This window comes from Bacillus sp. H1a (genome assembly GCF_000633475.1).
In the GTDB taxonomy this organism is placed as follows: Bacteria; Bacillota; Bacilli; order Bacillales; family Bacillaceae_G; genus Bacillus_A; species Bacillus_A paramycoides.
Window position 1 is genome coordinate 37,541 of sequence record NZ_AYMH01000043.1, and the last position, 23,065, is coordinate 60,605.

Sequence of the window (23,065 nt, forward strand, 5' to 3'; positions counted from 1 at the left end):
TCCTATTCCTCAATTTCTAAAACCATCTCAATTTCAATTGTTGTGTTATTAGGTAATTGAGCCATTCCGACAGCAGAGCGGGCGTGTTTTCCCTTTTCCCCAAAAATATCAACTAATAAATCCGATGCTCCATTCATTACCTTTGGCTGATCGATAAAATCTTCTGTACAATTTACAAAACCAAGCATCTTTACAACTCGTTTTACCTTATTTAAATCACCAAGTTCGTTTCTCACAACACTTAACAAATTCAACATTGATTGTCTTGCTGCTTTATATCCCTCATCAATTGGTATATCCTTTCCTAATTTCCCATGATACTCATCTACACCTTGTCCAGCAGTAAACAATAAATTACCCACTTTTACACAACTAACATAATTTCCGACTGCTGGACGAATAGCTGGTAGTGTGATACCTAACTCACTTAATTTATTCTCAGGTGTTTGTACTCTCTGCATATGCTTCACCTCGTTTTTTTATATCAATATTTAAAAATTCCGCAGCATTTCCCCCAAGCATTGCTGCCTTTTGTTCCTCAGATAAACTGGATGTCTCGTCAATCACTTTTCCTGGATCAATTTCTCGCAATAAAAATGGATAATCCGAACCCATGAAAATTTTTTCATGTCCAAATCTTTCAATCATATATTTCAAATTAATAGGATCGTAATTTAAAGAATCAAAATAAAATTTCTTTGCATAATAACTAGGAGGGTGTGTAGTCAACCGCAAATGTGGCCATACTTTCCACCCCTGATCTAATCTTGGCAAAATATATGGGAAAGACCCTCCACCATGCGCAAAACAAACCTTCAACCGTGGAAACTTCTCCATTATCCCACTCCATATAAGTGTAGCTGCCGCTAGAGCCGTTTCACTTGGCATCCCGACTGTATACATAAAATTATGATGCGGCATTCTATCGCGCCCTAATGTTTCCCATGGATGAATAAAAATTGGAACTTGCCACTTTTCGGCCATTCGAAAGAATTCAATAAATGATGGATCATCTAAATTTTTCCCATTTACGTTTGTACCAATTTCAATACCATGTAAATTTAATTCCGTAATACACCGCTCCATTTCACGAACCGCAGTTTCCCCATCTTGCATCGGAACCGTTCCTAATCCGACAAAACGATCTGGATATGCTAAAACTGTTTCTGCAATAAAATCATTTTGAATACGTGCCATACTTTCAGCTTCCTCTGGTTTTGCCCAATACGAAAATGTGACAGGGATTGGTGATAAAACTTGAATATCGACACCTTCACGGTTCATATCTTCAATCCTTTTCTCAGGACACCATACTTGATCTGTCACGTCACGAAAATTTTTGCCTCCAACCATAATACTTGCACCACATGTACAAGTCCGATTTAATATTGGCCAACGACCGCCACCAAACTTCTCTTCAAAATCCGGAAAAGTTTCAGGAATAATATGTGTATGAAAATCTATTCGCACTTCCATTCCTCCACTTCTTCCGGCATAATGTAACCACAGTTTTTACATGCACGAATTTCTTTATTTGAATTAAAACTATGAATCGCTTCTTTTACTTGTTTTTCAATATCATTTAATTGAACACGTACACGATGCATTTCATGATTACACTCGTCACAGAACCAAACGAAATCCTCGAGTTCTCCTTGGTTACGTTTTCTTTCAATTACTAGCCCATATGTGTTAGCAATGCGATGTGGTGAATGAGGTACCATAGCTGGTAGCATAAATACATCGCCTTCTTTTACTGTAACGACTTCACGCTTACCTTCCTCTGTAATACATTCCACATAACAGTCACCTTTAATTTGATAAAAAAACTCATCTGAGGGATCTACATGGAAATCACGTCTTCTATTTGGACCACCTAATATCATGGCGATAAATTCCGAGTCCTGCCAAATAACTTTATTATTTACCGGCGGCTTCAACAAATCTTTATTCTCATCAATCCATTTTAGTAAATTAAAAGATTGTAATGTTTTTGACATATTTCTTCCTCCTCATTATTCCTTCTATTTATATCGTTTTGAAAGACCATCCGAGTAAAGAGCTAGACTTTTGCAACTCTCCTTGACATACATAATTTCTAATTCTTGTTGAAGATATCCGCTCACCTTCTTCACAACACACATCTTCAACTATAGAAATATTGAAGTGTTCTCGTAGAAGCTCTATATCACCCTCTCGATTTTTTCCAAATCTAAAATCTTGGCCAATATAAATTTCTACAGGACATAACCTTTGTAGCTCTTTAACAAAATAACTCGCCCTTTTTGTTACATAAGACTCATCAAAACGAATTGCAACTATATGTTCAACACCAAGATTCTGAAGACGTTTCACCTTCTCATCAATTGGCGTTAATATTCGAGCGCCTTGAAAATAAGAACGTGGTGGTGGATCAAATGTATACACAACATTTGTAATCTTTAATTCTTTCGCTCTATGAATCGCGTTTTTAATAACAACTTGATGACCTTTATGTACGCCATCAAAAGCACCAATTGAGACAATTGATCTCTTTAATACCGGTATACAGTTATCATGTATATAAATGAGTCTCACCTCTCTTTTTGGAATTAAATTTCCAAAAATCCAAATTCCTTCGAAATTAAATTCGCCGTATTCATCACACTTTGAATTATGATTTCACGATTACTTCCCTGCATATACGATATAGGTCCAACAATATTAAGCGCTGCAATTGTTCTCCCAGTGTAAGATCGAATGGGAGCTGCAATTCCATACAATCCATGCTCATTTTCATTATCACTAATTGAATAACCTTGCTTACGAATCGTCTGTAACTCTGTCTGGAATTGTTTCACGCAAGTAATTGTATTGGGTGCTCGTGGTAAAAGCCTTTTTTCTGAAGTAAATTCTAAGGGAGATGAATTAAATGAAAGCAACACTTTCCCTGTACTTGTACAATACGCAGGCTCTCTTGATCCAACATGTGTTGAAATTTGAACGGAATCCTTTGATGAAACTTTCAAAATAAATACAACATCACCACGATCAAACATGCCAATATGCACAGTTCCATTAAAATTCCTTACAAGCTCTTCTACAAGCGGAATTGCTCCACTATAAATCTCTTGCTGAAACATTACTTGATTTCCCCACTCTAACAATTTCCAACCTAATCTATATTTTCTTTGCTCATCTTGAATGAGCATTCCTTCTTCACACAACGTACGAACAAGGTGATGAACCGTACTAGCATTCATATTTAGTTTTTCCGCTATTTCAGAATTTCCTAGTACAGGTTCATCACTCGTAAAACAATTTAGAATTTTACAAATTTTACTGATAGAAGCGATCAAATCATTTACCTCCCCTATTTCAGTTACAGTTCTCTATTTTACGTGTTGTTAATAATATAAGAAGATTTACATCCTAACAGTAAAATTCTTGTTATCATCTGTTGCTCCTTCCTTTTCCAAATAAAAATGTAAGCGTAAACATTTTTATTTAGCTTAAAGCGCCTTCGGATGAACTCGATTGCAAAGCTTCCTTCACTAGAGAAAGCGATTGTTGTTTTTTGTACGCACTATAAAACATTCCCATTTTACGCACCGGATCTCCAGAATAGTAACGCTCATATTGTAATAATCGTTGTCCAAAAGCTTCACCACATAAATCCCAAGCTAATTTAAACAAGCGAACACGTTCCTCAGAAGAGACTCCTTCACGCCCGATATAATATTTATGCATATCATCTTGAATCTCAGGGTTCATAAAATCAGCGCCTGTCGGTGACATCAATAGCCCACCAGCACCAATGGTTTGAATGATTTCAATAGCCCGCGGATACATTTTAGGTAATAAACTACGTATCGTATCAAGCGGCAACCTCGCAGGAACAACTTCTCCATATGGATTCGTTTCATATTCATATTCAGCTACTTGCAAGAGAGCACGTATCGTTTCTACATCTTGCATAAGCTCTGCTAACTGGTTTTGTACATTTAAAAAACCGTCTACTCCTATCGAATCTGCTAATTTCATAGCTACTTCAGCGGCGAAAGATAGCTTAACTAACCCTCTTACTCCAGATTGATGCGCTGGTTGATGACCAATTCCCGTTTTAGGGTACAATTGATTCCCAGCTTCTACACTTTGATAAATAAATACTTTATCCCATGGGATAAACACATTATGAAATACTAGTAATGCATCCATTTCCTCAAACCTTGATGCAAGTGGATGATCAAATAGAGAACGTTTTCCATCTTGCATTGGCTCACGACAAAGAATCCTTAGTCCCGGTGCATCAATTGGAACGGCAAAAGAAATTGCATGACGTTCATCACCTGGTTTAAAACTTGGATAGGAGTATATAATTACCTCATCTGTAATCGGGGCAAGTGTCGCTAACATTTTAGCACCACTAACATACATCCCTTCCTCTGTTTCACTTACTACACCTAAATGCATTGTTTCATCTTCTTGTTGATGAGAAGCCTTGCTCCGATCATTTTGCGGATTAATAATCGCATGTGTTAAAAATAAATCATTATCTCGTATATGTTTATAATAGTTCTTTATATTCGCTCCCCATTCTGGATTGAACTTCTCAAAAAACCACGCATTACTTGCCATTGAAGTAACTGTTACATTTAAAAAATCAGGTGTTCTTCCCATTAAACCAAAGGTAGCTTTTGCCCATATTTCAAATAATTCACGACGCGCTTTTAAGTCCTCATAATTTTTGGGTACTAAAAATGCATTTGAGACCCTTTCTCCTGTCTCTTCGCATATATGAGTAATCTTATCCTGATATTCTGGATTGTGCTGCATATCATATAAGTTAGCAATTTGTAAAATAGGTTCGCGAAAAACATCTTCATTTACTACATCTGTTACTTTTCTTCCACCCATCCAAATTTCAGGATTTCTTTTTCGCAATCCTTCAATATACTGTTCCCCTGTTCTAATCGCCATTCTTTCCCCTCCAATTTCCCATAATAATATACTAAAAAGTTTAGAAATCTCATTAGATGACCGAATTTTCAATTATTATACCAATTTTAATTCGTACAATTTCTCCCTTATTTCACATTATGAAATCTTAATAATTTTTTAAGCAATACGAAAAAGGAACGGTCTCCCGTTCCTCACCCATTCACTTTCTCCGCATTATTCCAATAATACTTACTAAACGCTTCCGTTAACACATCAATGGTATTATATAGTTCATCTAAAGTATTATCTACACCACCAACTTCGATTAGCATCGCATTTTTAGATAAATCTTGATTATACACTCCATCCCCGTCCTTTTTATACTTCGGAAAAATCCCTCTACTTAACCCGTAATAATTTTCATCTAAATAACTATTGATTGCCCTTGCAATTTTTTCATTCTCTGTATGATTCCCATTTTCCATTCCAATTATAAAATATAATCTTGCATATGATTTCCCGTTAATTACTTTTGTTGTTACCTTTTTCCGCTGATCATCACGATGTATATCAATTGGAAACGCAATTTTATTATTTTGCGCCAATGTTTCTTTTACATATCCATGAGACGCTTTATACGCTTGATACCATTTCCACTTTTTACTCGCTAATAAATCCCCCATATTCGTTTTATCATGAATTACTGGTATTCCTTGCCCTTCAAGCTGCTCCTTCAAACGTTCCCCTAGTAAGGACACATTTACGTCCGGGCTCGATGGGTCGGTAGCTCCTGGTAATAATGGAAAGAACGATTCCCAACTATGCGTATGATAAATGTATACTGCACTTTCACCCTGTTTCGTTCCATTTCTTTTCTGTACTGGATTTTTCTTTTCCGCTTCTGTGACTTTATCTTTTGCTACTTCTCGCTCTTTCGTTACTTCTTCAATTGGTACACTAGATTCATTAGGTATATTCGTATAGTTCGTCCCTTCACCAGCTACGATAATGTTAGAATAATACTTCGACATACCTGGTACTTCTTTCCCGACAAACGTTCTTAAGTCTTTAATTTTCAAATCCGTCGCGATAGAGAATAATAAACTTCCAACTGACTCCCGTTTATTTATTTTAAAATAATCTGTTCCGAAATAATGATTCTCACTTTCTATCATTTGAACAAAACCTTGCATCGATACTTTTCCGAACCATTGATTCGCGTAATAAGATTTCATTGTATGTAAAAGAGAAGTTACAATAGATGCGATTACAATCACTACAAATGCATATGTAAACAATAAATATATTAATCTCTTTCCATGTATACGAGTTGGATACTTTTTCAATGTATCACCTTCTTTATACATGAATATGTACAAGCTTTATGTAATATACGCATAAAAAAGAGAAATGGCATCCCATTTCTCTTTCTCACGCTTATTTCTCTTTTTCTGCATCTGACGAAGGTAACTTCTTCGCTTGTTTTTCTTTAAAAATTTCACCAATTGCACCAAGAGTACCAAGTGTTTCAATTGCATTAGATGGAATAAAGACTTTATTTGCTGGCCCTTTCGCAACTTCTGCTAATGATTCAAATGATTTATAAGCAAGTACGCGCTCATCTAAATCTGCTGCACGGAGTAACTCAATTCGATTTTGTTCTGCTTTTGCGATTTCCTCAATCGCTCTTGCTTCCCCTTGCGCTTCTAATTCTTTTGCTTCTTTAATACCTTCTGCTTCTCGAATGCGCGCTTCTTTATCCCCTTCAGCCATTAAAATTTTACTTTGTTTTTCCCCTTCAGCACGAAGGACCTTATCTTGTTTTGCTGCTTCAGCTTCTAAAATGATCGCACGTTTATTACGTTCTGCTTTCATTTGTTTTTCCATTGATGCTTGCACATCTTTTGGTGGGTTAATATCTACTACTTCAACACGCTCAATACGAACGCCCCATTTTTCTGTCGCTTCGTCAAGCGCTAAGCGAATTTCTGTTGAAATTTTTTCACGACCAGATAATGTTTCATCAAGTTCCATTTTACCAATAATTTGACGCATCGTTGCAGAAGTAATGTTACGAACACCATATTCATAATTGGAAATACCGTATGTCGCAAGTTCTGGTTCAACAATTTGATAGAAAATAATTGTATCAATTTCTACTTGTACATTATCTTTCGTAATTACCTTTTGTGGCGGTACATTCGTTTGTTGAATACGTAAGTCGTGATATACGCGAACTCGATCTACAATCGGTATTAATAAATTTAATCCTGGCTGCATAATACGCTGAAACTTACCAAATCTTTCAACGACCCCTACTTTTTGCTGAGGAATAATTTTAATTGTTAATGCAACAAATGTAACTACAATTAGTGCGAAAATAATCGTTAACGTTAATGCTACCATATTTATTCACTCTCCCTTTTTACTTGTAAAATAGTACTATGCCTCTTTATAACAACGACTTTTTCTCCGGCATCAATAGGAGCATCCGAAATAGCTGTCCAAGTATCTCCATCCACTTTCACAATACCGTTCACTTCACTTGTAATCGCTTGCATAACAATTCCCTTTTTACCGACAAGTTTATCTACTGTATCAGTAAAACCTTTTGCTTCTCGAAAGTTTTTTGAAATTCTTTTCGTAAAGAAAGTCAATGTTAAACTTACAATCGCACCAGCGACAACTTGTAAAAATAGTGCATCAGGAGCAAATAAGGCAATAAGACCTCCGACAACAGCTCCAATTCCAAGCCAAAGCATGTAAAAAGTAATCGACAACATTTCTGCGATAAATAAAATACCCGCTATTATAAACCAAATCACCCATCCAGCCATATGCAACCCTCACTTTCTTTCTCAATTTCTATATGTATATGAAGAAAAGAATGGTTTATCCGCCCTATCTCACACAGAGGGCGTTTGCTACAAGCTATTATACATATTCGCTGTTACAACAAGTATTAATAAAATACTATATCAATATATTCTTCATTATACATGAAAATCCCTTTCAAAAAATGACAAAATATTTAATTCTTCAAAAAACGTAATTTTCAGATTATAATTATTCTAACTAAAAAAGCATTATTTTTTTGGAAGGTGGTATTCTTATTGCCAAAACGTTCACTAGCTTACTATTTAGGCTCCAAAATGTGTATTACCCTCGCTGACATTGTATACTTAATGATTATTACGACTCACATCTATATCACAACTAAATCAGCTACAATTACTGCTCTTTTTCCATTATTACAAGTAATCACAAACCTTATCGCGAACACATCTGCACCACTTATAATGAATCGTTTTCCATCTTATGCATTGCTATATACTCTACAATGGATTAAAACAGTTCTTTTACTATTATTAATGATATTATTTCCTATGCTATCCACAAACATCATTTCTCTTTTAACTTTCATCATCTTCATTTCATTATGTAGCGGCTGGAGCGCTCCATTATTATACAGCATTCTTCCGCACCTAACGCCAAAAGAAAAGTTAGTAAAAGTAAATAGCATCTTTTCCTTTTCAACACAAATTGTGCAAGCAGCTGCTTACTCATTTACAAGTATAATTGTTCTTCTCATTGGTGTTACTTCGACACTCATGATTAATAACATATTGATGATTTTCGGATGTATTACATTACACCTTTCATTACAATCTATACAAGCTGAACGAGTAGCAGAACCCTCCTCTTCAAAAACTATTACTTTATTAGAGGGCTGGAAACTATTATTTCAGCACCCGTCTCTACGCACCGTTACATTTATGGATTTAATTGAAACTTTCGCAGGGACGATATGGATTGGTGCCATTACGATGGCATATGTAACTACCGCTTTACATAAAGGCGAAGAATGGTGGGGATATATTAATACAAGTTATTATGTCGGAACGTTAATTGGCGGAATATTAGCATGGAAAATGAGTACATATATTCAAAATAATTTAATACGCTCTATGGCGATAGGATCTCTTTTGTTTAGTATTCTTACATTTTTATACGGTGTTACGAGCAGCGGAATTATTGCCCTATTCCTTTGCGTTCTAATGGGACCATGTTATCAAATTAGAGATATTTCTCAAACGACAGTTTTACAATCAAGCGTCGCTCCTTCTTTATTATCAAAGATGTACACAGCTCACGGTGCTCTTCTTTCAACCGCTTCTGGTGTTTCTATGCTAAGTGTCGGCATAATTACTGACACTTTCGGTGTTCGTACTATTTATATCATTGCTTCTTTTCTTATTTTATGTTCAGCTTGTTTGTCTTTTCGTTTATTAAAACATCAGAGATCGCAAAAGAAAGAGTTTTCTATTTAACATATTGTATCTAATGATTTATTTCTTATATAAGACTCCCAATTACATAATCCAACGATGTTTCGAATATATCTATCACAACTTACAATATATCAACGATTCGACAAGGGATTTCTATTCATCAATAAAAATCGACAACACTTTAAGATAATAAAAAGAGAAGGCTGTCTCCAAAACATCAATTTGAGCAGCCTTCTCTTTTTTCCATTTACGATAAATTGGGAATCTTTCTATGCTTTGCCGCCTGTTCAAAAGCGTATGCTAGTTTAATTAATGTTCCTTCACTAAAAGCAGTACTGGCAAGTGTAATACCAAAAGGCCTCCCGCTTTTCATATATCCAGCCGGCATTGCTATAGAAGGATAACCAGCCTTTGCACATATAGTTGATCCTATATAGGAAGGAAACAGTATCGCATCAAGATTGTATTTTTTTAATGCAAAATCAATTCCTTGTTCTTGTGAAAAGTATATATCTTCTAATCTTGCCTTTAAATATTCAGGATTTCTTAACGTATTAAGGAAATCTTTTCTTCTTTCTAGCTTTGTTTGTCCATATTTCAAAGCTCTTTCTGTTATGTTTTTATTAAACTCCATTAACTCCGAAATAGAATGTACTGGAATAGTAGAAGGTAATTTAGAAAGATAGTTATCTAAGCTATGCTTCAGTTCGTAAAGCGGTACTCCCCAACTCCATTCCCTATGAAAGGATGGAATATCGATATCTTCTATTACTGTCGCTCCTTCACTACGTAACACTTGAATTGTTTCTTTAAACAATTGTTCATCGTACTCGCCAGATTCATAATAATCTTCTGGTGCTTTGTCAAACACCCCAATTTTAGCTCCATGCAAGCCATTAATATTAAGATATTTCGTATAATCCTGCTGTGCCCTTCCTTCGCTTTTTTGAGTAGATGCATCCATCTCATCTACTCCCGTTAAGCTCCCTAATAAAATTGCAGCATCTGTTACCGTTCTAGCAAATGGTCCCGCTGTATCTTGCGAATAAGTGAACGGAATAATGCCTCTACGACTAATTAGACCAACAGTCGGTTTAATACCTACTACAGAGTTTTGAACAGCCGGACTCAAAATAGAGGCATCCGTTTCTGTTCCAACAGATAATACTGTTAAGTTAGCCGCCACTGCCACAGCAGACCCTGTACTCGATCCTCCAACAAACATATCATCTTTTCCTGTTCCGTAAGGGTTTATTGTTTGACCTCCCCTAGCGCTATATCCAGCCCACATTTCAAAAGACATTCCGTTTGCCAACTCTGTCATATTTGCTTTCCCTATTATAATTGCACCTGCTTCTCGCAGTTTTGTAACAAGAAATGCGTCTTGACTACTAATATTATGCTCAAGAGCAATTGTCCCTGCACTTGTATGCATAGAATCATTCGTTTCAATATTGTCCTTCAGTAAAACTGGTATACCATGTAATGGACCTCTCACACCTTTTGTCTTTCTTTCATGATCTAACGCTTCTGCAATAAAGATAGCATCTGGATTTATTTCTAAAATAGAATTGATTTTCGGACCATCTTGGTCATACTTTGCGATCCTATAAAGATAATACATGACTAATTCTTTCGACGTTAATTTTCCTTCTTCCATTGCAGTTTGTATATCATGAATTGTTAATTCTTTTTGCAATAATGTATTAAACTGAATTTCCATTTTCATTCTCCTTTTATAAGCCCTTTTCTTTATGAATTGTATCTATTAATTTTTCATTTTCTTCGCTCCTCGTATAAACAACTACTATCCCTTAAAAGAAATTCAACTCACCTATTTAAAAACCTTTAATTTCCCGAAAAATAAAAAGAGTCTGAAACGAATCGACTTCCGCTTCAGACTCTGTTATTACTTTACATATATCTCATCTAGTAAATGTAAAAACTCTCCTTGTTTACCTGCTAATTCAGGACATTTTACAATATCAACCCATTCATAACAAAATGCTAAACCTTTATCTTCTTCACCATCACTTACTATATGTTCCCACGTATCTTTCACATCTGTTACTAATGAAACATGGAAAAAATGACGTTTTTGATATTCCTTTTTTTCTTTCACATAAATAATATAATCAGCAAGGAATCGCTCAATGTATAAATGACATAGTCCCGATTCTTCTTGTACTTCACGTAAAATCGCTGCTGTTAACGTTTCTCCTTCATCAACTGTCCCACCTGGTACTTGGATACCAGCTTCAGGTATATCACGATGTTTAAAAACGAGTAATTGCATATTCCCTTCTTTTTCTCTTGTAACATATGCATGTACCTTTTTCTTATATAACATCGTCATCTTAGCCCTCTCCCCCCAATTATTTACTTCGTTACTTCTTCAAGCGTAAGTTGGTTTTCATATAAATATGTAGCTTGCGGATTCCCCACATATCGTACGTGCCACGGTTCATATCGATAACCGGTAATCCCTTCTTTCTCTTTCGTATACCGAATAACGAAACCAAACTTATGTGCATTTTCAGAAAGCCATTTTCCTTCTTTCGTCTCCCCAAAAACTGTTTCTAATTGAAATTTTGCAGATTGAGATGTAATATCCATTGCTAACCCCGTTTGATGTTCACTCGTACCAGGAACTGCACTGGACATCGCTGTTTTTGCTTCACCATCTTGTTTTTTATACATCGTATTTAATGCTTTTTGTCGATCAAAAGATCTAAATCCAGAGACTGCAAAAAGGAAAATACGCTCCTTATCGGCTTGCTGGAACATTTGCTCCAGCGCCATCGCTGCCTCTTTCCTCATTTTTTTCTTCTCTTGATCACCTTCACTAGAGTAACGTACTTTTGGAATAACTAAATCTGGTGGCTTATACCCATCTGGTAAACGCCTACTTTTATTTACAAGTACAAGCATCGAATTTGGATTATTAATGACTGCGATATCCCCATCCATATTAGCAATCGTTTCTTTTGCTTTCGGAAATATATTGTTTACATTTACTTCCCGCGCCTCTTGATCCTTATACATTTTATAATTTATCCCTGCTACTCCAACAATCAGTATCACTGCTACGATACCAAGTAATGTCCATCTTTTTTTCATATAACGACCTCTTATTTTAATAATTTGGCCATTTCATACTCATCGACACCATTTCCATCGATGATAAGAGCAGATTTTTTGACACCTTCTTGTTCAAATCCAATTTTACTATATAGTGCCTGAGCTCTTGTATTGTGGGCCATTACCGTTAATTCTAAACGCCATACATCATGTAATCTTGCCCACTTCTCTACTTCTTTAAACAAACTTGTTCCAATACCTCGGCCACTATATTCTTGCAAAATACCTATGACAATTGTCGCAACATGTCTCTTTCTTTGAATATTATTTCCGTTTACTAAAATAAACCCTACTATTCTACCTTCTTCAACTGCTACAAATATGTTTGCATTTTCATTTTCTATAAATCGATGAATCATTTGCTCTTGTTGCTCTACTGTAGTTTTTCGTTCTCCTGGTTCGTATAACATAAATTTCGTTTCTTCGTCTAATTGCTTACTTAATTGTAAAAATGATGCTGCATCTTCTACTCTAATCTCCCGAATCACCTTGATCACCCTATTCATTCTGTTAGTTAAAAATTTTCCTTGTAAAAAGATTTTCTCCACTATTCCGAAAATTCCTTTTTAAATCCCTTACTATAAATAGACAAATTTCGATATTGCTATAATGATAGGAAATTATGTCTATAATGTGACACATCTTTTTAACTACCATAATTTATGCTCAAAAAGAAAAAACGTAAGCTTCTCACTTACGTTTATCCATTCACTTTTTCAGCTTGCCAAAAATATTCTCCAAATGCTTTAGCAAGAGCATCAATTGATCTATTCAATTCTTCATCTGTATTATCTACGCCACCAACTTCAATTAAAATCGCCTGTCCTGATAAGTCTTGATTATAGACTCCGTTCCCTGTTTGAAAGCCTTTTTGAATAACCCCTCGGCTCACTCCCGGATATTTCTTACTAATCGCCTCATGTAATGCTGTTGCTAATTGTAAGTTCTTTTCATAGTTTTTGTTACCTTTCCCAATTACAAAAGCGAGCTTCGCATATGATTTATCTCCAATTGTTTTTGTCGTGACATTTTTCCGGGCACTATCACGGTGCAAATCAAAAAAGTATTGAAGTTCTTTATTTCCAGTCATAGCTTGTTGTACAATTTCTCGGGACATTTTGTAAGAACTATTACTGTTTAATCCTTTACTTATTAACTTTTGGCCGACATCAGTCTTATCGTTAGTAGCCCCTATACCTTCACTTTCCAGTTGTTCCCGAAAACGATCACCGACTATTGAAATATTCGTTACAGAGCTCGTTGCTTTATTCGGATCTGGGTCATTCGTTAAGTTAAGTAACGGCAAATAAGATTCCCAACTATGTGTATGATAAATAAATGCAACTTGCCTTTTCCCGGTTGTTTGAGCTGGCTGTTTCTTCTCTTTATTCGGATCAGGCTTAGGAACTTGTCCATTTTCTCCAGTCCGTTCCTTTACTACTTCTTCAAGAGGAACACTCGACTCTATCGGTAAGTTGGAGTAATTTGTTCCTTCGCCTGCTATTACAATTTCCGTATCGTACTTTCCGAACCCTGGAAGTTCCTTTCCAACAAAACTACGTACATCATCGAAACGTATATTCGTAGCCATTGAAAAGAGGAATGAAGAAATAGAAAAGTCTTGATTCAAATTTCGGTACTCTTGTGTAAAGTAATGATTCTCTTTTCCTAGAACATACATGTAGCCATTCATTGATAACTCATTTAACCAATTATATAAATACGTTGACTTCGTCTCTTTCATAGAAGTTACCATCATACTAATAAGAAAAAAAGTCGCTAATACCGTAGTAATAATAAATAAAATTAACTTGCGTACACTCGTTAATTTCACATAAAAAAAGCCTCGATTCATACTATCACCCTCTCTATTTCAAGTTATGTACAAGCTCTAGAGAATAGACCGCTTAAATTTCGGCTATATTGTTAATGAGGTGAAATGAATTGAAGCTATTAATGGGAATATCACCAATCGTTCTATCATTTATTTTTTATTTACTTGCTATACACCGTAAAATTCGTATTGCACTTCATATTTTTGCGTACATAGCATTGTATGTACTCGGGACAATTATTTCTATTAATATATATGATGTTTTAATACAACATCTTGTTTTCATGACGAGCATTCATGGTATTTTACTAAATCCATTATTCCTTATTTCCGGAGCATATGTAGGAATATACACTTTGTCCCTAATATTGTCACAAATTATTACGACAATACTGAATATAGAAAATGGAGAGAGATAAAATGCAGCCACCGTTCATCTGTCATACATGCAAAAAAAGAATAGCGAGAAAGCAAGATCTTATTACTACTACATGGTACTTCCACTTTTATTTGTTTCACAACATTTGTTTTAAGCAGCAGAAACTATTTACCTCTCGCTTTATCCCTATTAATACACTCTTTAGTTTCTTTCTTATTATATATGGACTTATCGCTGGCAGTATCCTAATGTTCACAGAGCCATCTATAATTTGGCTTATTTTTTTGATTCCTACATTATATCGGCTTCTTTCTTATTATTACGTAGAGCGTTATTTCTCTAAATAACTGGTAGACTGCCCCCTAGGAATACTTAAACACGCCCAATCGGTTTCTTTTAACATTTTACCAATGTAAATGATTTGCCCAATATGTAAAGCATAATGTGAAATTTGCCTTTCAATCGCTTGCATGACAGTATGTTCTTCTCCACGAATGTATACTCTCTGCAAAATCTGATCCGGTGTTACATTATCCATCGCTTTAAAAACATATTCCCATCCTTCCTCCCACGCAGCAAGAGCTTCTTGTTTTGAATTGTAGCCGCCCTCAAATTCACCATCTCGATTACGATCGGTTTTTTCACCATCCGACGTTAACAAATCCGTCCATCTTGAACGCATATTACCATGTAGATGCTTAATAATAATGGCAATACTATTCGTCTCCTCATGAGAAGACCACATGATTTGTTCATATGATAATTGAGAAAGTGCCCGTTCTCCTTGCTTCTTTGTTGCTTTGAAATTCGAAATTGCACATTGTAAATATTCTCGTCCAATATCCAAATTAACCCCTACCTTCACACTAACTAATTTTCGTTCCATTCGGTAGTTCCATATTTGGCTGAAGTAAAACAACATCGCCAGCTTCAGGAACACCACCCAGTACAAGCACTTCGGATTTAAATCCTGCCACACGCTTTGGCGGGAAATTCACAACAGCAACAACTTGCTGACCAATTAACTCTTCTGGATTATATCTCTTAGTAATTTGAGCGCTTGATTGCTTAATCCCTAGCTCGCCAAAATCAATTTCTAGCTTAATTGCAGGAACCCTCGCCTCTTTGAATTCTTCAGCCACCCTCACCGTCCCAACCCGTATATCCAAAGTTAAAAAATCTTCAAAATTAGCCATTTTATCATTCCTCCCAATTATTACTTAGACAAAATACAAAAATCCCCTTCAAAAAAAGAAAGGCGCCTAAGCACCTTTCTTTTGTAACTCACTTGATTCATTTGATTTATAGAAGAAGTATCCGAGTACCCCGCCAATACATGATGGAATTAACCATCCTATTCCTTCTTTATATAAAGGTAGCATTTGCAGTACATTTGAAATTGCGTCAATTTTTATATTTGCACTTTCTAAACCATTAAACAAGCTAATTGATAATGCCCCTAAAATTGCTCCAATGTAAATTGTATTACGCTTTCCAATCCATTTATGGAAATACGAAAGTACGATTAATACAATTGCAACTGGATAAATGATCATTAACACTGGTAATGTTACTGCGATTAATTGTGTTAATCCTAGGTTTGATACAATTAAACTAAATACACATACTATTGTTACAATCGTTTTGTGTGAAAATTTCGGGAATAAATTCGAAAAGAACCCTGCACATGCAGATGCTAATCCAACAGAAGTTGTTAAACAAGCGAGTATAATAACAAGACCTAATAAAATTTTACCACTTGTTCCATATAACTCATTTACAACATTCGTTAAAATAAGACCACCGTTCTCAGACACACCAAGCGATGTGCTTGTAGAACCGAGATAAGCAAGTGATAAATATATTAACGTTAAGCCTAATACAGCAATAATACCTGATACGACTGTTATTTTTGCAATTTGTCCACTCTCTTTTATCCCTTTAGAGCGAATAACTTGTACAACAACAATTCCAAATACAAGAGCACTAATTGCATCCATCGTTAAATACCCTTGAATAAACCCACCAAAGAAAGCATTTTCTTTATAAGCAGCTAACGGTGCAGCCGGAGTTCCAATCGGATCAATAATTGCCTTTCCGACAATAACTGCAACTATTAATACTAATAATGGTGTAAGAAACTTTCCAAACCAATCAACTAATTTAGATGGATTTAATGATAAATACCACGTTATTCCGAAGAAAACTATAGTGAATAGAAATAGCATGTACCATTCTGAAACCATTGTATCTGATAAAAACGGCTTCATACCCATTTCAAACGAAACAGCCCCTGTACGTGGGATTGCAAAGAATGGTCCAATTGCTAAATAACTAACGAGTGGAAAAACAAACGCAAATATAGGGTGAACTCTTGAAGATAACGCTTTCAAGTCCCCCTCTACAAACGCGACAGCTGTGACAGCTAGTAGGGGAAGTCCGACTCCCGTTACAAGGAATCCAATTGTAGCAATCCAAACATTTTCTCCAGCTTGTTGCCCTAAAACTGGTGGAAAAATTAAATTTCCTGCTCCTAAAAATAATGCAAATAACATTAAACCAATTGCTAGCGTATCACCTGGCCTTAATCGTCCCTTCATTTCTTTAAATTGCATAGCACTTTTACATTGTTTTTCTCTATTCTCACAATATGCTATGCATCCTCCTCTCTGCTCATGATCATAAAAAATGCCCCTTACAAAGCAATGTCTTTCTCCATAATTTCTCCATTCCCCTTTTAATTACTCTAAATAACAAATTTTGATTTTTTTGAAATTTTAAATCATTAGAGTGTTATAACGCGGAGTTTAGTTGTCAGACCTCTTTGCTTTTATCACACATATAGTAACATATTTAGTTGAAAAATAAAAACATAATTTTTAATGGAATTTTTCGAAAATCAAAATTATCCACACTTATCTCCTCTATTTTATTCTATTACACAAATATTTTTTAAAATCTATGTATTTGTATGTTTTGTTATCTTTGAATAACTTTATGTAAGGACTATAGCAAAAGCCATCCCAAAAATAAGATGGCCAATAAACGTTAATCTATAGTCTCCACTTCACGTGGATTATTCATCTCTTCAACATACACAACTCTAAATCCATGATCTTCTAAATCCTTTAACAATGTTTCTAATTCAGCATCTTTAAATTCTTCTCCTAATGTAAACATAATTCTACGTACTAATAACGCGTCATTATCAAAAGTCATCAAACTTTGAATACCAGTGTATTTCTTTAACACTGTCGATAATTTTTGAATTGCTCCATTATAATCTTGTGTTCCAATCATGACAGAATATTTACTAGAATGAACGCCCCATGCATCTTCTAATAACTCAAAAACTTTTTTATGAGTTAGGATTCCAAGGAAAATCCCTTTTTCATCGACTACTGATAAATACGGTAGTTTTTTTATTGTAAAAAATATTTTAAAGAACGAAGAGTCTTCTCTTACGTATCCATCTTTATCGTTCAATAATTGTAATAAATTATCTTCAAGTGAACCTTTATATTCTAAAATATCTACTTTGTATACATTCCCTAAAAATTTCTCTTTTTTTTCATCTAATACTGGTACACAACGATACCCTGTTTTATTTAAATGCTCCAGCGCTTCCCCTACTGTAATTGAACTTGAGCAAAATAAAACTTCCCTTTTCGGCACATAATTCCCTTTAATCCTCATAAAAAGCCTCCTTATGTTAAAATACTTTCTGTGCCATAACTATATTATATTTTCAGAAAAAAATAAATAATTTATTTTATTTTTCTGAAAATTTTTCGTTTTTTCGTCATAATTTATTCATGAATCATACACTTTTATTAAGTGAAATTTTAATCAGTAGGGATTTTGTCCATGCCCACTGGTTAATTAGCTCATACCAATCCGGTAAATCTTCAATATGGAACATTCTCTCACAGTTACTTTTAGAAAAATTTATTGTAACTTCCTCAGAAAAAAGCTAAAATAAGAATAATAATTTTCTGAATATTCAAAGAGCAGGTGATTATATGTCCTTATTGCGCTCACATATATGTAAATTTATCGTTGGTGTTTTTATTATTTTCGTCATAAGTCCTATTCCAGCTTTATTCATTACACATAATTTCTCTTACTTACCTGGCTTTATAAGCATTTTTCATAACTTCACACAACTTTCTTCCATTTCGATTCCAAGAATCGATTGGATGCATGAACCTATCCTTTTCTCAGCAATTCCGATGGTACATACACAAAATATGATACATACTTCTAGTCATTCGACTCCTCTATTCCCCTACATATGGGAAATATATTTTTTATCGATTGTTCGTTTCACTTTCACTCTTGCAATCGGTTTCTTTATAAGTTTAGGAATCGGCCATCTATTTTTAAAAGCACCGGACTCAGTAAGAAAGTACACTTCTTTATTGCGTTGGATACCATATTCTTTTAGCGCTGTATTATTACAATGTTCAGTCCTATTATTACTTCTCTACATCGCAAAATTCATAAATCTTCCTTTCTTCTCATCTTTTATCATCGTATGTAGCACTTCCATGATTATCGTTATGCAAGCAATAAAAAAATGGCTACCTTTCTTAAATAATACAAATGAATACGAAATAAAAAATTCAGCTTTCCTTGTTGATACGTTATTTATGGCGCTCACTTCCAATCATAAGTCTATTTTAAGTTCCATTATTCTTTCATTCGTTTTTATGGAGTGTGTTTTTCACGCAAACGGACTCTTACAATTTATCGTTCAATTTGGCGGAAATGCACCAATAGTTGTTGCAATTGGTCTATTACTTCTTTACATCCCATACAGCGTCTTATCTTTTCTCCAAACTCTATGGACAACAAACTACTCCAAACAGCAAACATATGCTTTAGCAAGAAGTATTTCAAAACCATAACGTAGAATAACCGTCTACTTTAAATTAAAAGTAGACGGTTATTCCTTTTATATAGAGGACAAAATAACAGCAAATTAAAAAAACACTTTAGAAACCTACCAATATTTATCCATTTCCTTTGACTAATCTTTTCATTTGGATTTATTATAAAAGTATAACATAATTGCAGGAGGTGACATCTTTATTCCAACTTAGGAGTAGAGAACACACTTGGACATATTAAATATTTTTCTCATCTTTATACTTATCCTTATTTCTGGCTTTTTCGTTGCATCAGAATTCGCTGTTGTAAAAGTACGAAAAAGTCGAATCGATCAACTTGCAAATGAAGGTAATAAGCAGGCATTAGCTGCAAGAAGCGTCGTATCTAACTTAGATGTTTATTTGTCTGCTTGTCAGCTCGGTATTACTATCACTTCTTTAGGACTTGGTTGGCTTGGTGAACCAACTGTGGAACATTTACTACGACCACTATTTGAAAGAATCAACATTACTGGAGCAATGGCTAACACGTTATCCTTTATTATTGCTTTTAGTATTATTACTTTTTTCCATGTTGTATTAGGAGAGTTAGTTCCTAAGTCTTTCGCAATCCAAAAAGCAGAAGCAATCACTTTAAAATTTGCAAGACCGCTTATTTTATTTGATAAAATTATGTATCCATTCATCTGGCTATTAAATAGTTCGGCAGTATTTTTCACCAAATTATTCGGTTTAGAGCCCGCAAAAGAAAACGAACTTGCCCATTCTGAAGAAGAACTGCGACTTATTTTAGGTGAAAGTTATAAAAGCGGCGAAATTAATCAAACAGAATATAAATATGTAAATAATATTTTTGAATTTGATGATCGTGTTGCTAAAGAAATTATGGTACCTAGAACTGAAATGGTTTGCTTATCTACTGAAAATACGTTAGAAGAGAATATGGAAATCGTCGCAACTGAAAAATATACACGCTATCCTATTATTGAAAAGGATAAAGATGATATTATCGGTATGATAAATACGAAAGAGATTTTTCACAATCAAACAAAAGGCATTTACAAACCACTTGACGCGTACATACATCCTGTTTTAACTGTATTTGAAACAGTTCCCATTCGTAAAACGTTAATCCACCTTCAAAAGAACCGCGTACAAATGGCAATTGTTATGGATGAATACGGTGGAACAGCTGGACTTTTAACGATGGAGGATATTCTTGAAGAAATTATCGGAGAAATTCAAGATGAATTTGATACAGACGAATCACCAATGATTGAAAAGCGCACTCCAAAACTAACTGTTTTAGATGGAAAAGTACTCATTTCTGAAGTAAATGATATGTTTGGTCTGCATATCGATGATAGTGATTTAGATACAATTGGTGGTTGGCTTCTCTCTCAAGCAATCGATTTAAATATTGAGGCTGGCTATTCGGTTGAATATGCTGGTTTTCAATTTAAAGCATTGGAACTTGATGGGCATCAGATTAAAAAAATTGCTGTACATAAATTAGATACTATAAAGGAGTTATAAAGTGACTGTTTTACTAACAATTTGTATCATTGCTTGTTTCATTGTTTCATTTCTTGCCTTTATTTACCCCATTATTCCTGGCATCCTTGCCGTATGGGCTGGCTATTTCATTTATCATTTTGGAATAAATGGTGGAGAGTTAACGATATCTTTTTGGGTTATTCAAGTCATTTTTACACTCTTCATTTTTGTTGCTGACTTTATAGCAAATGGATACTTCCTAAAAAAATATGGAAGTTCTAAGTGGGGCGAACGAGTCGGCATGGTTTCTATTATCGTCGGATCGTTCTTCTTTCCACCATTTGGTCTTATTATCATACCGTTCTTATCAGTATTTATAACAGAACTAATGCATAAAAAGACGCCAAAAGACGCCTTTTTAGTCGGAATTGCAACTGTAGTTGGTTTTTTGAGTAGCACAGTAGCCAAAGCAATTCTCCAAATCATTATGATTATCATCTTTGTATGCTATATCATTTTTTAACCATCCCTATTTGGGGATGGTTTTTTAATATGAAATACCTACTCGACTTCTCTCGTATAAGTTTTTATAGCATAAGCTCCATGTAAAACAAGCTGTATCACCAACTGTTATTTCAGAGCCATCAGCTGGCAACATATCTTTTTCAGTTCGATATACACCTGTTACTTCACCATCTATTAAGTACGTTGGACAAACAACAGTCCAACTTAGTTTACTATTTTTCAACGCTATATACGCAGCTAAATGATCTTCCGCAGCTGTGGTCGTTTTTCTTTTCGATTCCTTTGACCGGAAACGATATATACTTGGATTTGTTCGCGCCTGTAAAATACCAGCCGTTCCTATTGTAACTATTTTCTTTATACCTTCTTCTTCCATACACTTTATAATATTTGGCAAACTCTTTGCTAACGTCCCATTCTGATCCGTTCCAAGAGCACTAATTACAATATCACATCCTTTCAATGCTTCCTTTATATCATTTCCGTTTAATACATTTCCCTCAATAATACGTAACCTTTCATGCTCTATTTCCACTTTACTCAAATCACGAACTAATACCGTCACTTCATATGAATCATGTAATGCTAACTTCATAATGTGTGAACCTACTCTACCTGTCGCTCCTAATATACATACTTTCATATACTATCCCCTCTTCAATTCTTTCTCTCTATTTTTCCGCAAAACTTACAAATATACAACAAAAAAGCTCCCTCGTATATGTGAGGAAGCTCTGTTATCCATTTATTTCTTTTCTTTTGAATCAGAAGACTTCTCTGTTCCGCTTGTTTCTTTATCTTTTTTTTCATCTTGCTGTGTTGTCATGTCATCCTCTTTCTTTTTATCCTCACCTTTACTACAACCTACCATTAATAAAGAGCTTGCAAGTGCCATAGCAGTTAATGACTTAACCCATTTGTTCATTTGCGTTTCCTCCTTTTGATAGAATATGTACAACCCTATATTACTCTTTATTTTTAAAGGGAAGATTTAAAAACAGTAAAGATATGGTAAACTTTTGTAAATTTACCGATAACAAAACCGGTTTTCTCAATTCTTCTAACTAACCCTTTCATTAGACGAAAAAAAACTAAGGCGCCTTTCATTCCGCCTTAGTTTTTCATGCAAACTTTTCATTTTCATATACATGTTTAATCTTATATTCCTTCTTCATAACATATTGCCAAACACTATAAGCATAACGATTCATTTTCACAAAACAATTTTCCAAAAAAGAACGAAACTCTGGGTTCGCAACTTCCACTGCCACTTGAGCAAACTTTAATGCCAATCGTTTCAAATGTGAAATATAGCAAATGGCAATCCCAATATCCCCTGTATATTCATTATCTGTTTCCATATCTATCTCAGTAAAATCAGGCCACATTTGTTCACAAGTTATATGCTGTACATTTTCTCCTTCTTGAAAATTCACTTGTTCATTATATGCCTGCAACATATACGGTAAATGATGCTGTAATATATCCTTTAATTCTTTATCTCGAACCATGCTCGTATACTCTCCAACTTTATATATAAGTGTGTAACTATATCTCATCAATTCTTTCATACAATCCACTAAAG

27 protein-coding genes are annotated in these 23,065 nt (G+C 34.7%); 6 read left to right on the forward strand and 21 right to left on the reverse strand.

The window, feature by feature from the left end; genetic code table 11:
• Positions 1–2 precede the first annotated feature (2 nt).
• The 9 genes from U860_RS0120075 to U860_RS0120115 all read right to left on the reverse strand — a co-directional run bounded on the left by U860_RS0120075 (position 3) and on the right by U860_RS0120115 (position 7,757).
• The gene (locus U860_RS0120075; protein WP_002171562.1) at positions 3–461 is read right to left on the reverse strand and encodes a RidA family protein; all 459 of its coding nucleotides are present in this window, start codon (positions 459–461) and stop codon (positions 3–5) included.
• On the reverse strand, positions 439–1,476 hold the full coding sequence (locus U860_RS0120080) for an amidohydrolase family protein (protein ID WP_029953043.1): 1,038 nt from the start codon (positions 1,474–1,476) through the stop codon (positions 439–441). The genes U860_RS0120075 and U860_RS0120080 overlap by 23 nt, the downstream gene beginning before the upstream one ends.
• Positions 1,461–2,000, reverse strand: coding sequence for a 3-hydroxyanthranilate 3,4-dioxygenase (nbaC, locus tag U860_RS0120085; RefSeq protein WP_025149917.1), 540 nt, complete (start codon positions 1,998–2,000; stop codon positions 1,461–1,463). The genes U860_RS0120080 and nbaC overlap by 16 nt, the downstream gene beginning before the upstream one ends.
• 28 nt (positions 2,001–2,028) lie before the next feature.
• On the reverse strand, positions 2,029–2,577 hold the full coding sequence (locus tag U860_RS0120090) for an FAD synthetase family protein (protein WP_025149918.1): 549 nt from the start codon (positions 2,575–2,577) through the stop codon (positions 2,029–2,031).
• A 14-nt stretch (positions 2,578–2,591) separates the two neighbouring features.
• A complete protein-coding gene (locus tag U860_RS0120095; protein ID WP_002171558.1) occupies positions 2,592–3,338 on the reverse strand; it encodes an IclR family transcriptional regulator in 747 nt (248 codons plus the stop codon).
• 148 nt (positions 3,339–3,486) lie between these two features.
• Positions 3,487–4,959: a 4-hydroxyphenylacetate 3-hydroxylase N-terminal domain-containing protein gene (locus tag U860_RS0120100; protein WP_025149919.1), complete on the reverse strand. Its 1,473-nt coding sequence runs from the start codon at positions 4,957–4,959 to the stop codon at positions 3,487–3,489.
• A gap of 173 nt (positions 4,960–5,132) precedes the next feature.
• Complete coding sequence (locus U860_RS0120105) at positions 5,133–6,266, reverse strand: stage II sporulation protein P (protein ID WP_327915435.1); 1,134 nt, start codon at positions 6,264–6,266, stop codon at positions 5,133–5,135.
• A 91-nt stretch (positions 6,267–6,357) separates the two neighbouring features.
• On the reverse strand, positions 6,358–7,326 hold the full coding sequence (locus tag U860_RS0120110) for an SPFH domain-containing protein (RefSeq protein WP_025149921.1): 969 nt from the start codon (positions 7,324–7,326) through the stop codon (positions 6,358–6,360).
• Between the two features lie 2 nt (positions 7,327–7,328).
• Positions 7,329–7,757, reverse strand: a complete 429-nt coding sequence (locus tag U860_RS0120115; RefSeq protein ID WP_025149922.1) for an NfeD family protein — start codon at positions 7,755–7,757, stop codon at positions 7,329–7,331.
• Between the two features lie 276 nt (positions 7,758–8,033).
• On the opposite strand from U860_RS0120115, the gene U860_RS0120120 reads away from it, so the two are divergent.
• Positions 8,034–9,251: an MFS transporter gene (locus tag U860_RS0120120; RefSeq protein ID WP_025149923.1), complete on the forward strand. Its 1,218-nt coding sequence runs from the start codon at positions 8,034–8,036 to the stop codon at positions 9,249–9,251.
• A gap of 208 nt (positions 9,252–9,459) precedes the next feature.
• Here the strand turns inward: U860_RS0120120 and U860_RS0120125 are convergent, their stop codons facing one another.
• From U860_RS0120125 to spoIIP, 5 genes are all read right to left on the reverse strand, one after another.
• Entirely contained in the window at positions 9,460–10,935 is a 1,476-nt protein-coding gene (locus U860_RS0120125; RefSeq protein WP_025149924.1) for an amidase family protein, read from the reverse strand.
• A gap of 186 nt (positions 10,936–11,121) precedes the next feature.
• Positions 11,122–11,568, reverse strand: coding sequence for an NUDIX domain-containing protein (locus tag U860_RS0120130; RefSeq protein WP_025149925.1), 447 nt, complete (start codon positions 11,566–11,568; stop codon positions 11,122–11,124).
• A gap of 23 nt (positions 11,569–11,591) precedes the next feature.
• Positions 11,592–12,332, reverse strand: a complete 741-nt coding sequence (locus U860_RS0120135) for a M15 family metallopeptidase (RefSeq protein ID WP_025149926.1) — start codon at positions 12,330–12,332, stop codon at positions 11,592–11,594.
• An 11-nt stretch (positions 12,333–12,343) separates the two neighbouring features.
• The gene (locus tag U860_RS0120140; protein ID WP_025149927.1) at positions 12,344–12,841 is read right to left on the reverse strand and encodes a GNAT family N-acetyltransferase; all 498 of its coding nucleotides are present in this window, start codon (positions 12,839–12,841) and stop codon (positions 12,344–12,346) included.
• Positions 12,842–13,053: 212 nt separating this feature from the next.
• The gene (spoIIP, locus tag U860_RS0120145; protein ID WP_025149928.1) at positions 13,054–14,208 is read right to left on the reverse strand and encodes a stage II sporulation protein SpoIIP; all 1,155 of its coding nucleotides are present in this window, start codon (positions 14,206–14,208) and stop codon (positions 13,054–13,056) included.
• A gap of 89 nt (positions 14,209–14,297) precedes the next feature.
• On the opposite strand from spoIIP, the gene U860_RS0120150 reads away from it, so the two are divergent.
• Together U860_RS0120150 and U860_RS36565 are read left to right on the forward strand one after the other, a co-directional pair.
• Positions 14,298–14,606 carry a hypothetical protein gene (locus tag U860_RS0120150; RefSeq protein WP_025149929.1) on the forward strand — a complete coding sequence of 103 codons (309 nt, stop codon included), beginning with the start codon at positions 14,298–14,300 and terminating at the stop codon, positions 14,604–14,606.
• 1 nt (position 14,607) lies between these two features.
• Positions 14,608–14,913, forward strand: coding sequence for a hypothetical protein (locus tag U860_RS36565; protein WP_029953044.1), 306 nt, complete (start codon positions 14,608–14,610; stop codon positions 14,911–14,913).
• Here U860_RS36565 and U860_RS0120160 read toward each other — a convergent pair.
• The 4 genes from U860_RS0120160 to cbpA form a co-directional block, all read right to left on the reverse strand.
• Positions 14,898–15,452 (reverse strand): DUF1572 domain-containing protein, encoded by a 555-nt coding sequence (locus tag U860_RS0120160; RefSeq protein ID WP_029953045.1) that lies wholly within the window; start codon positions 15,450–15,452, stop codon positions 14,898–14,900. The two genes, U860_RS36565 and U860_RS0120160, sit on opposite strands and share 16 nt — an antisense overlap.
• Positions 15,433–15,762, reverse strand: coding sequence for a chaperone CsaA (gene csaA, locus U860_RS0120165; protein WP_025149930.1), 330 nt, complete (start codon positions 15,760–15,762; stop codon positions 15,433–15,435). The genes U860_RS0120160 and csaA overlap by 20 nt, the downstream gene beginning before the upstream one ends.
• Before the next feature lie 66 nt (positions 15,763–15,828).
• Complete coding sequence (gene brnQ / locus U860_RS0120170; protein WP_025149931.1) at positions 15,829–17,181, reverse strand: branched-chain amino acid transport system II carrier protein; 1,353 nt, start codon at positions 17,179–17,181, stop codon at positions 15,829–15,831.
• Positions 17,182–17,614: 433 nt separating this feature from the next.
• Positions 17,615–18,262, reverse strand: coding sequence for a cyclic di-AMP binding protein CbpA (cbpA, locus tag U860_RS0120175; RefSeq protein ID WP_025149932.1), 648 nt, complete (start codon positions 18,260–18,262; stop codon positions 17,615–17,617).
• Between the two features lie 326 nt (positions 18,263–18,588).
• Between cbpA and U860_RS0120180 the strand changes: the two genes are divergently transcribed.
• From U860_RS0120180 to U860_RS0120190, 3 genes are all read left to right on the forward strand, one after another.
• Positions 18,589–19,476 carry a hypothetical protein gene (locus tag U860_RS0120180; RefSeq protein WP_025149933.1) on the forward strand — a complete coding sequence of 296 codons (888 nt, stop codon included), beginning with the start codon at positions 18,589–18,591 and terminating at the stop codon, positions 19,474–19,476.
• A 210-nt stretch (positions 19,477–19,686) separates the two neighbouring features.
• Positions 19,687–20,994 (forward strand): hemolysin family protein, encoded by a 1,308-nt coding sequence (locus U860_RS0120185; RefSeq protein ID WP_025149934.1) that lies wholly within the window; start codon positions 19,687–19,689, stop codon positions 20,992–20,994.
• 1 nt (position 20,995) lies between these two features.
• A complete protein-coding gene (locus U860_RS0120190) occupies positions 20,996–21,478 on the forward strand; it encodes a DUF456 family protein (protein WP_002171539.1) in 483 nt (160 codons plus the stop codon).
• A 24-nt stretch (positions 21,479–21,502) separates the two neighbouring features.
• Here the strand turns inward: U860_RS0120190 and U860_RS0120195 are convergent, their stop codons facing one another.
• The 3 genes from U860_RS0120195 to U860_RS0120205 all read right to left on the reverse strand — a co-directional run bounded on the left by U860_RS0120195 (position 21,503) and on the right by U860_RS0120205 (position 23,060).
• Positions 21,503–22,123, reverse strand: a complete 621-nt coding sequence (locus tag U860_RS0120195) for an NAD(P)H-binding protein (RefSeq protein WP_025149935.1) — start codon at positions 22,121–22,123, stop codon at positions 21,503–21,505.
• Between the two features lie 102 nt (positions 22,124–22,225).
• On the reverse strand, positions 22,226–22,405 hold the full coding sequence (locus tag U860_RS0120200; RefSeq protein WP_025149936.1) for a hypothetical protein: 180 nt from the start codon (positions 22,403–22,405) through the stop codon (positions 22,226–22,228).
• A gap of 196 nt (positions 22,406–22,601) precedes the next feature.
• The gene (locus tag U860_RS0120205) at positions 22,602–23,060 is read right to left on the reverse strand and encodes a spore coat protein (protein ID WP_025149937.1); all 459 of its coding nucleotides are present in this window, start codon (positions 23,058–23,060) and stop codon (positions 22,602–22,604) included.
• Positions 23,061–23,065: the final 5 nt, after the last annotated feature.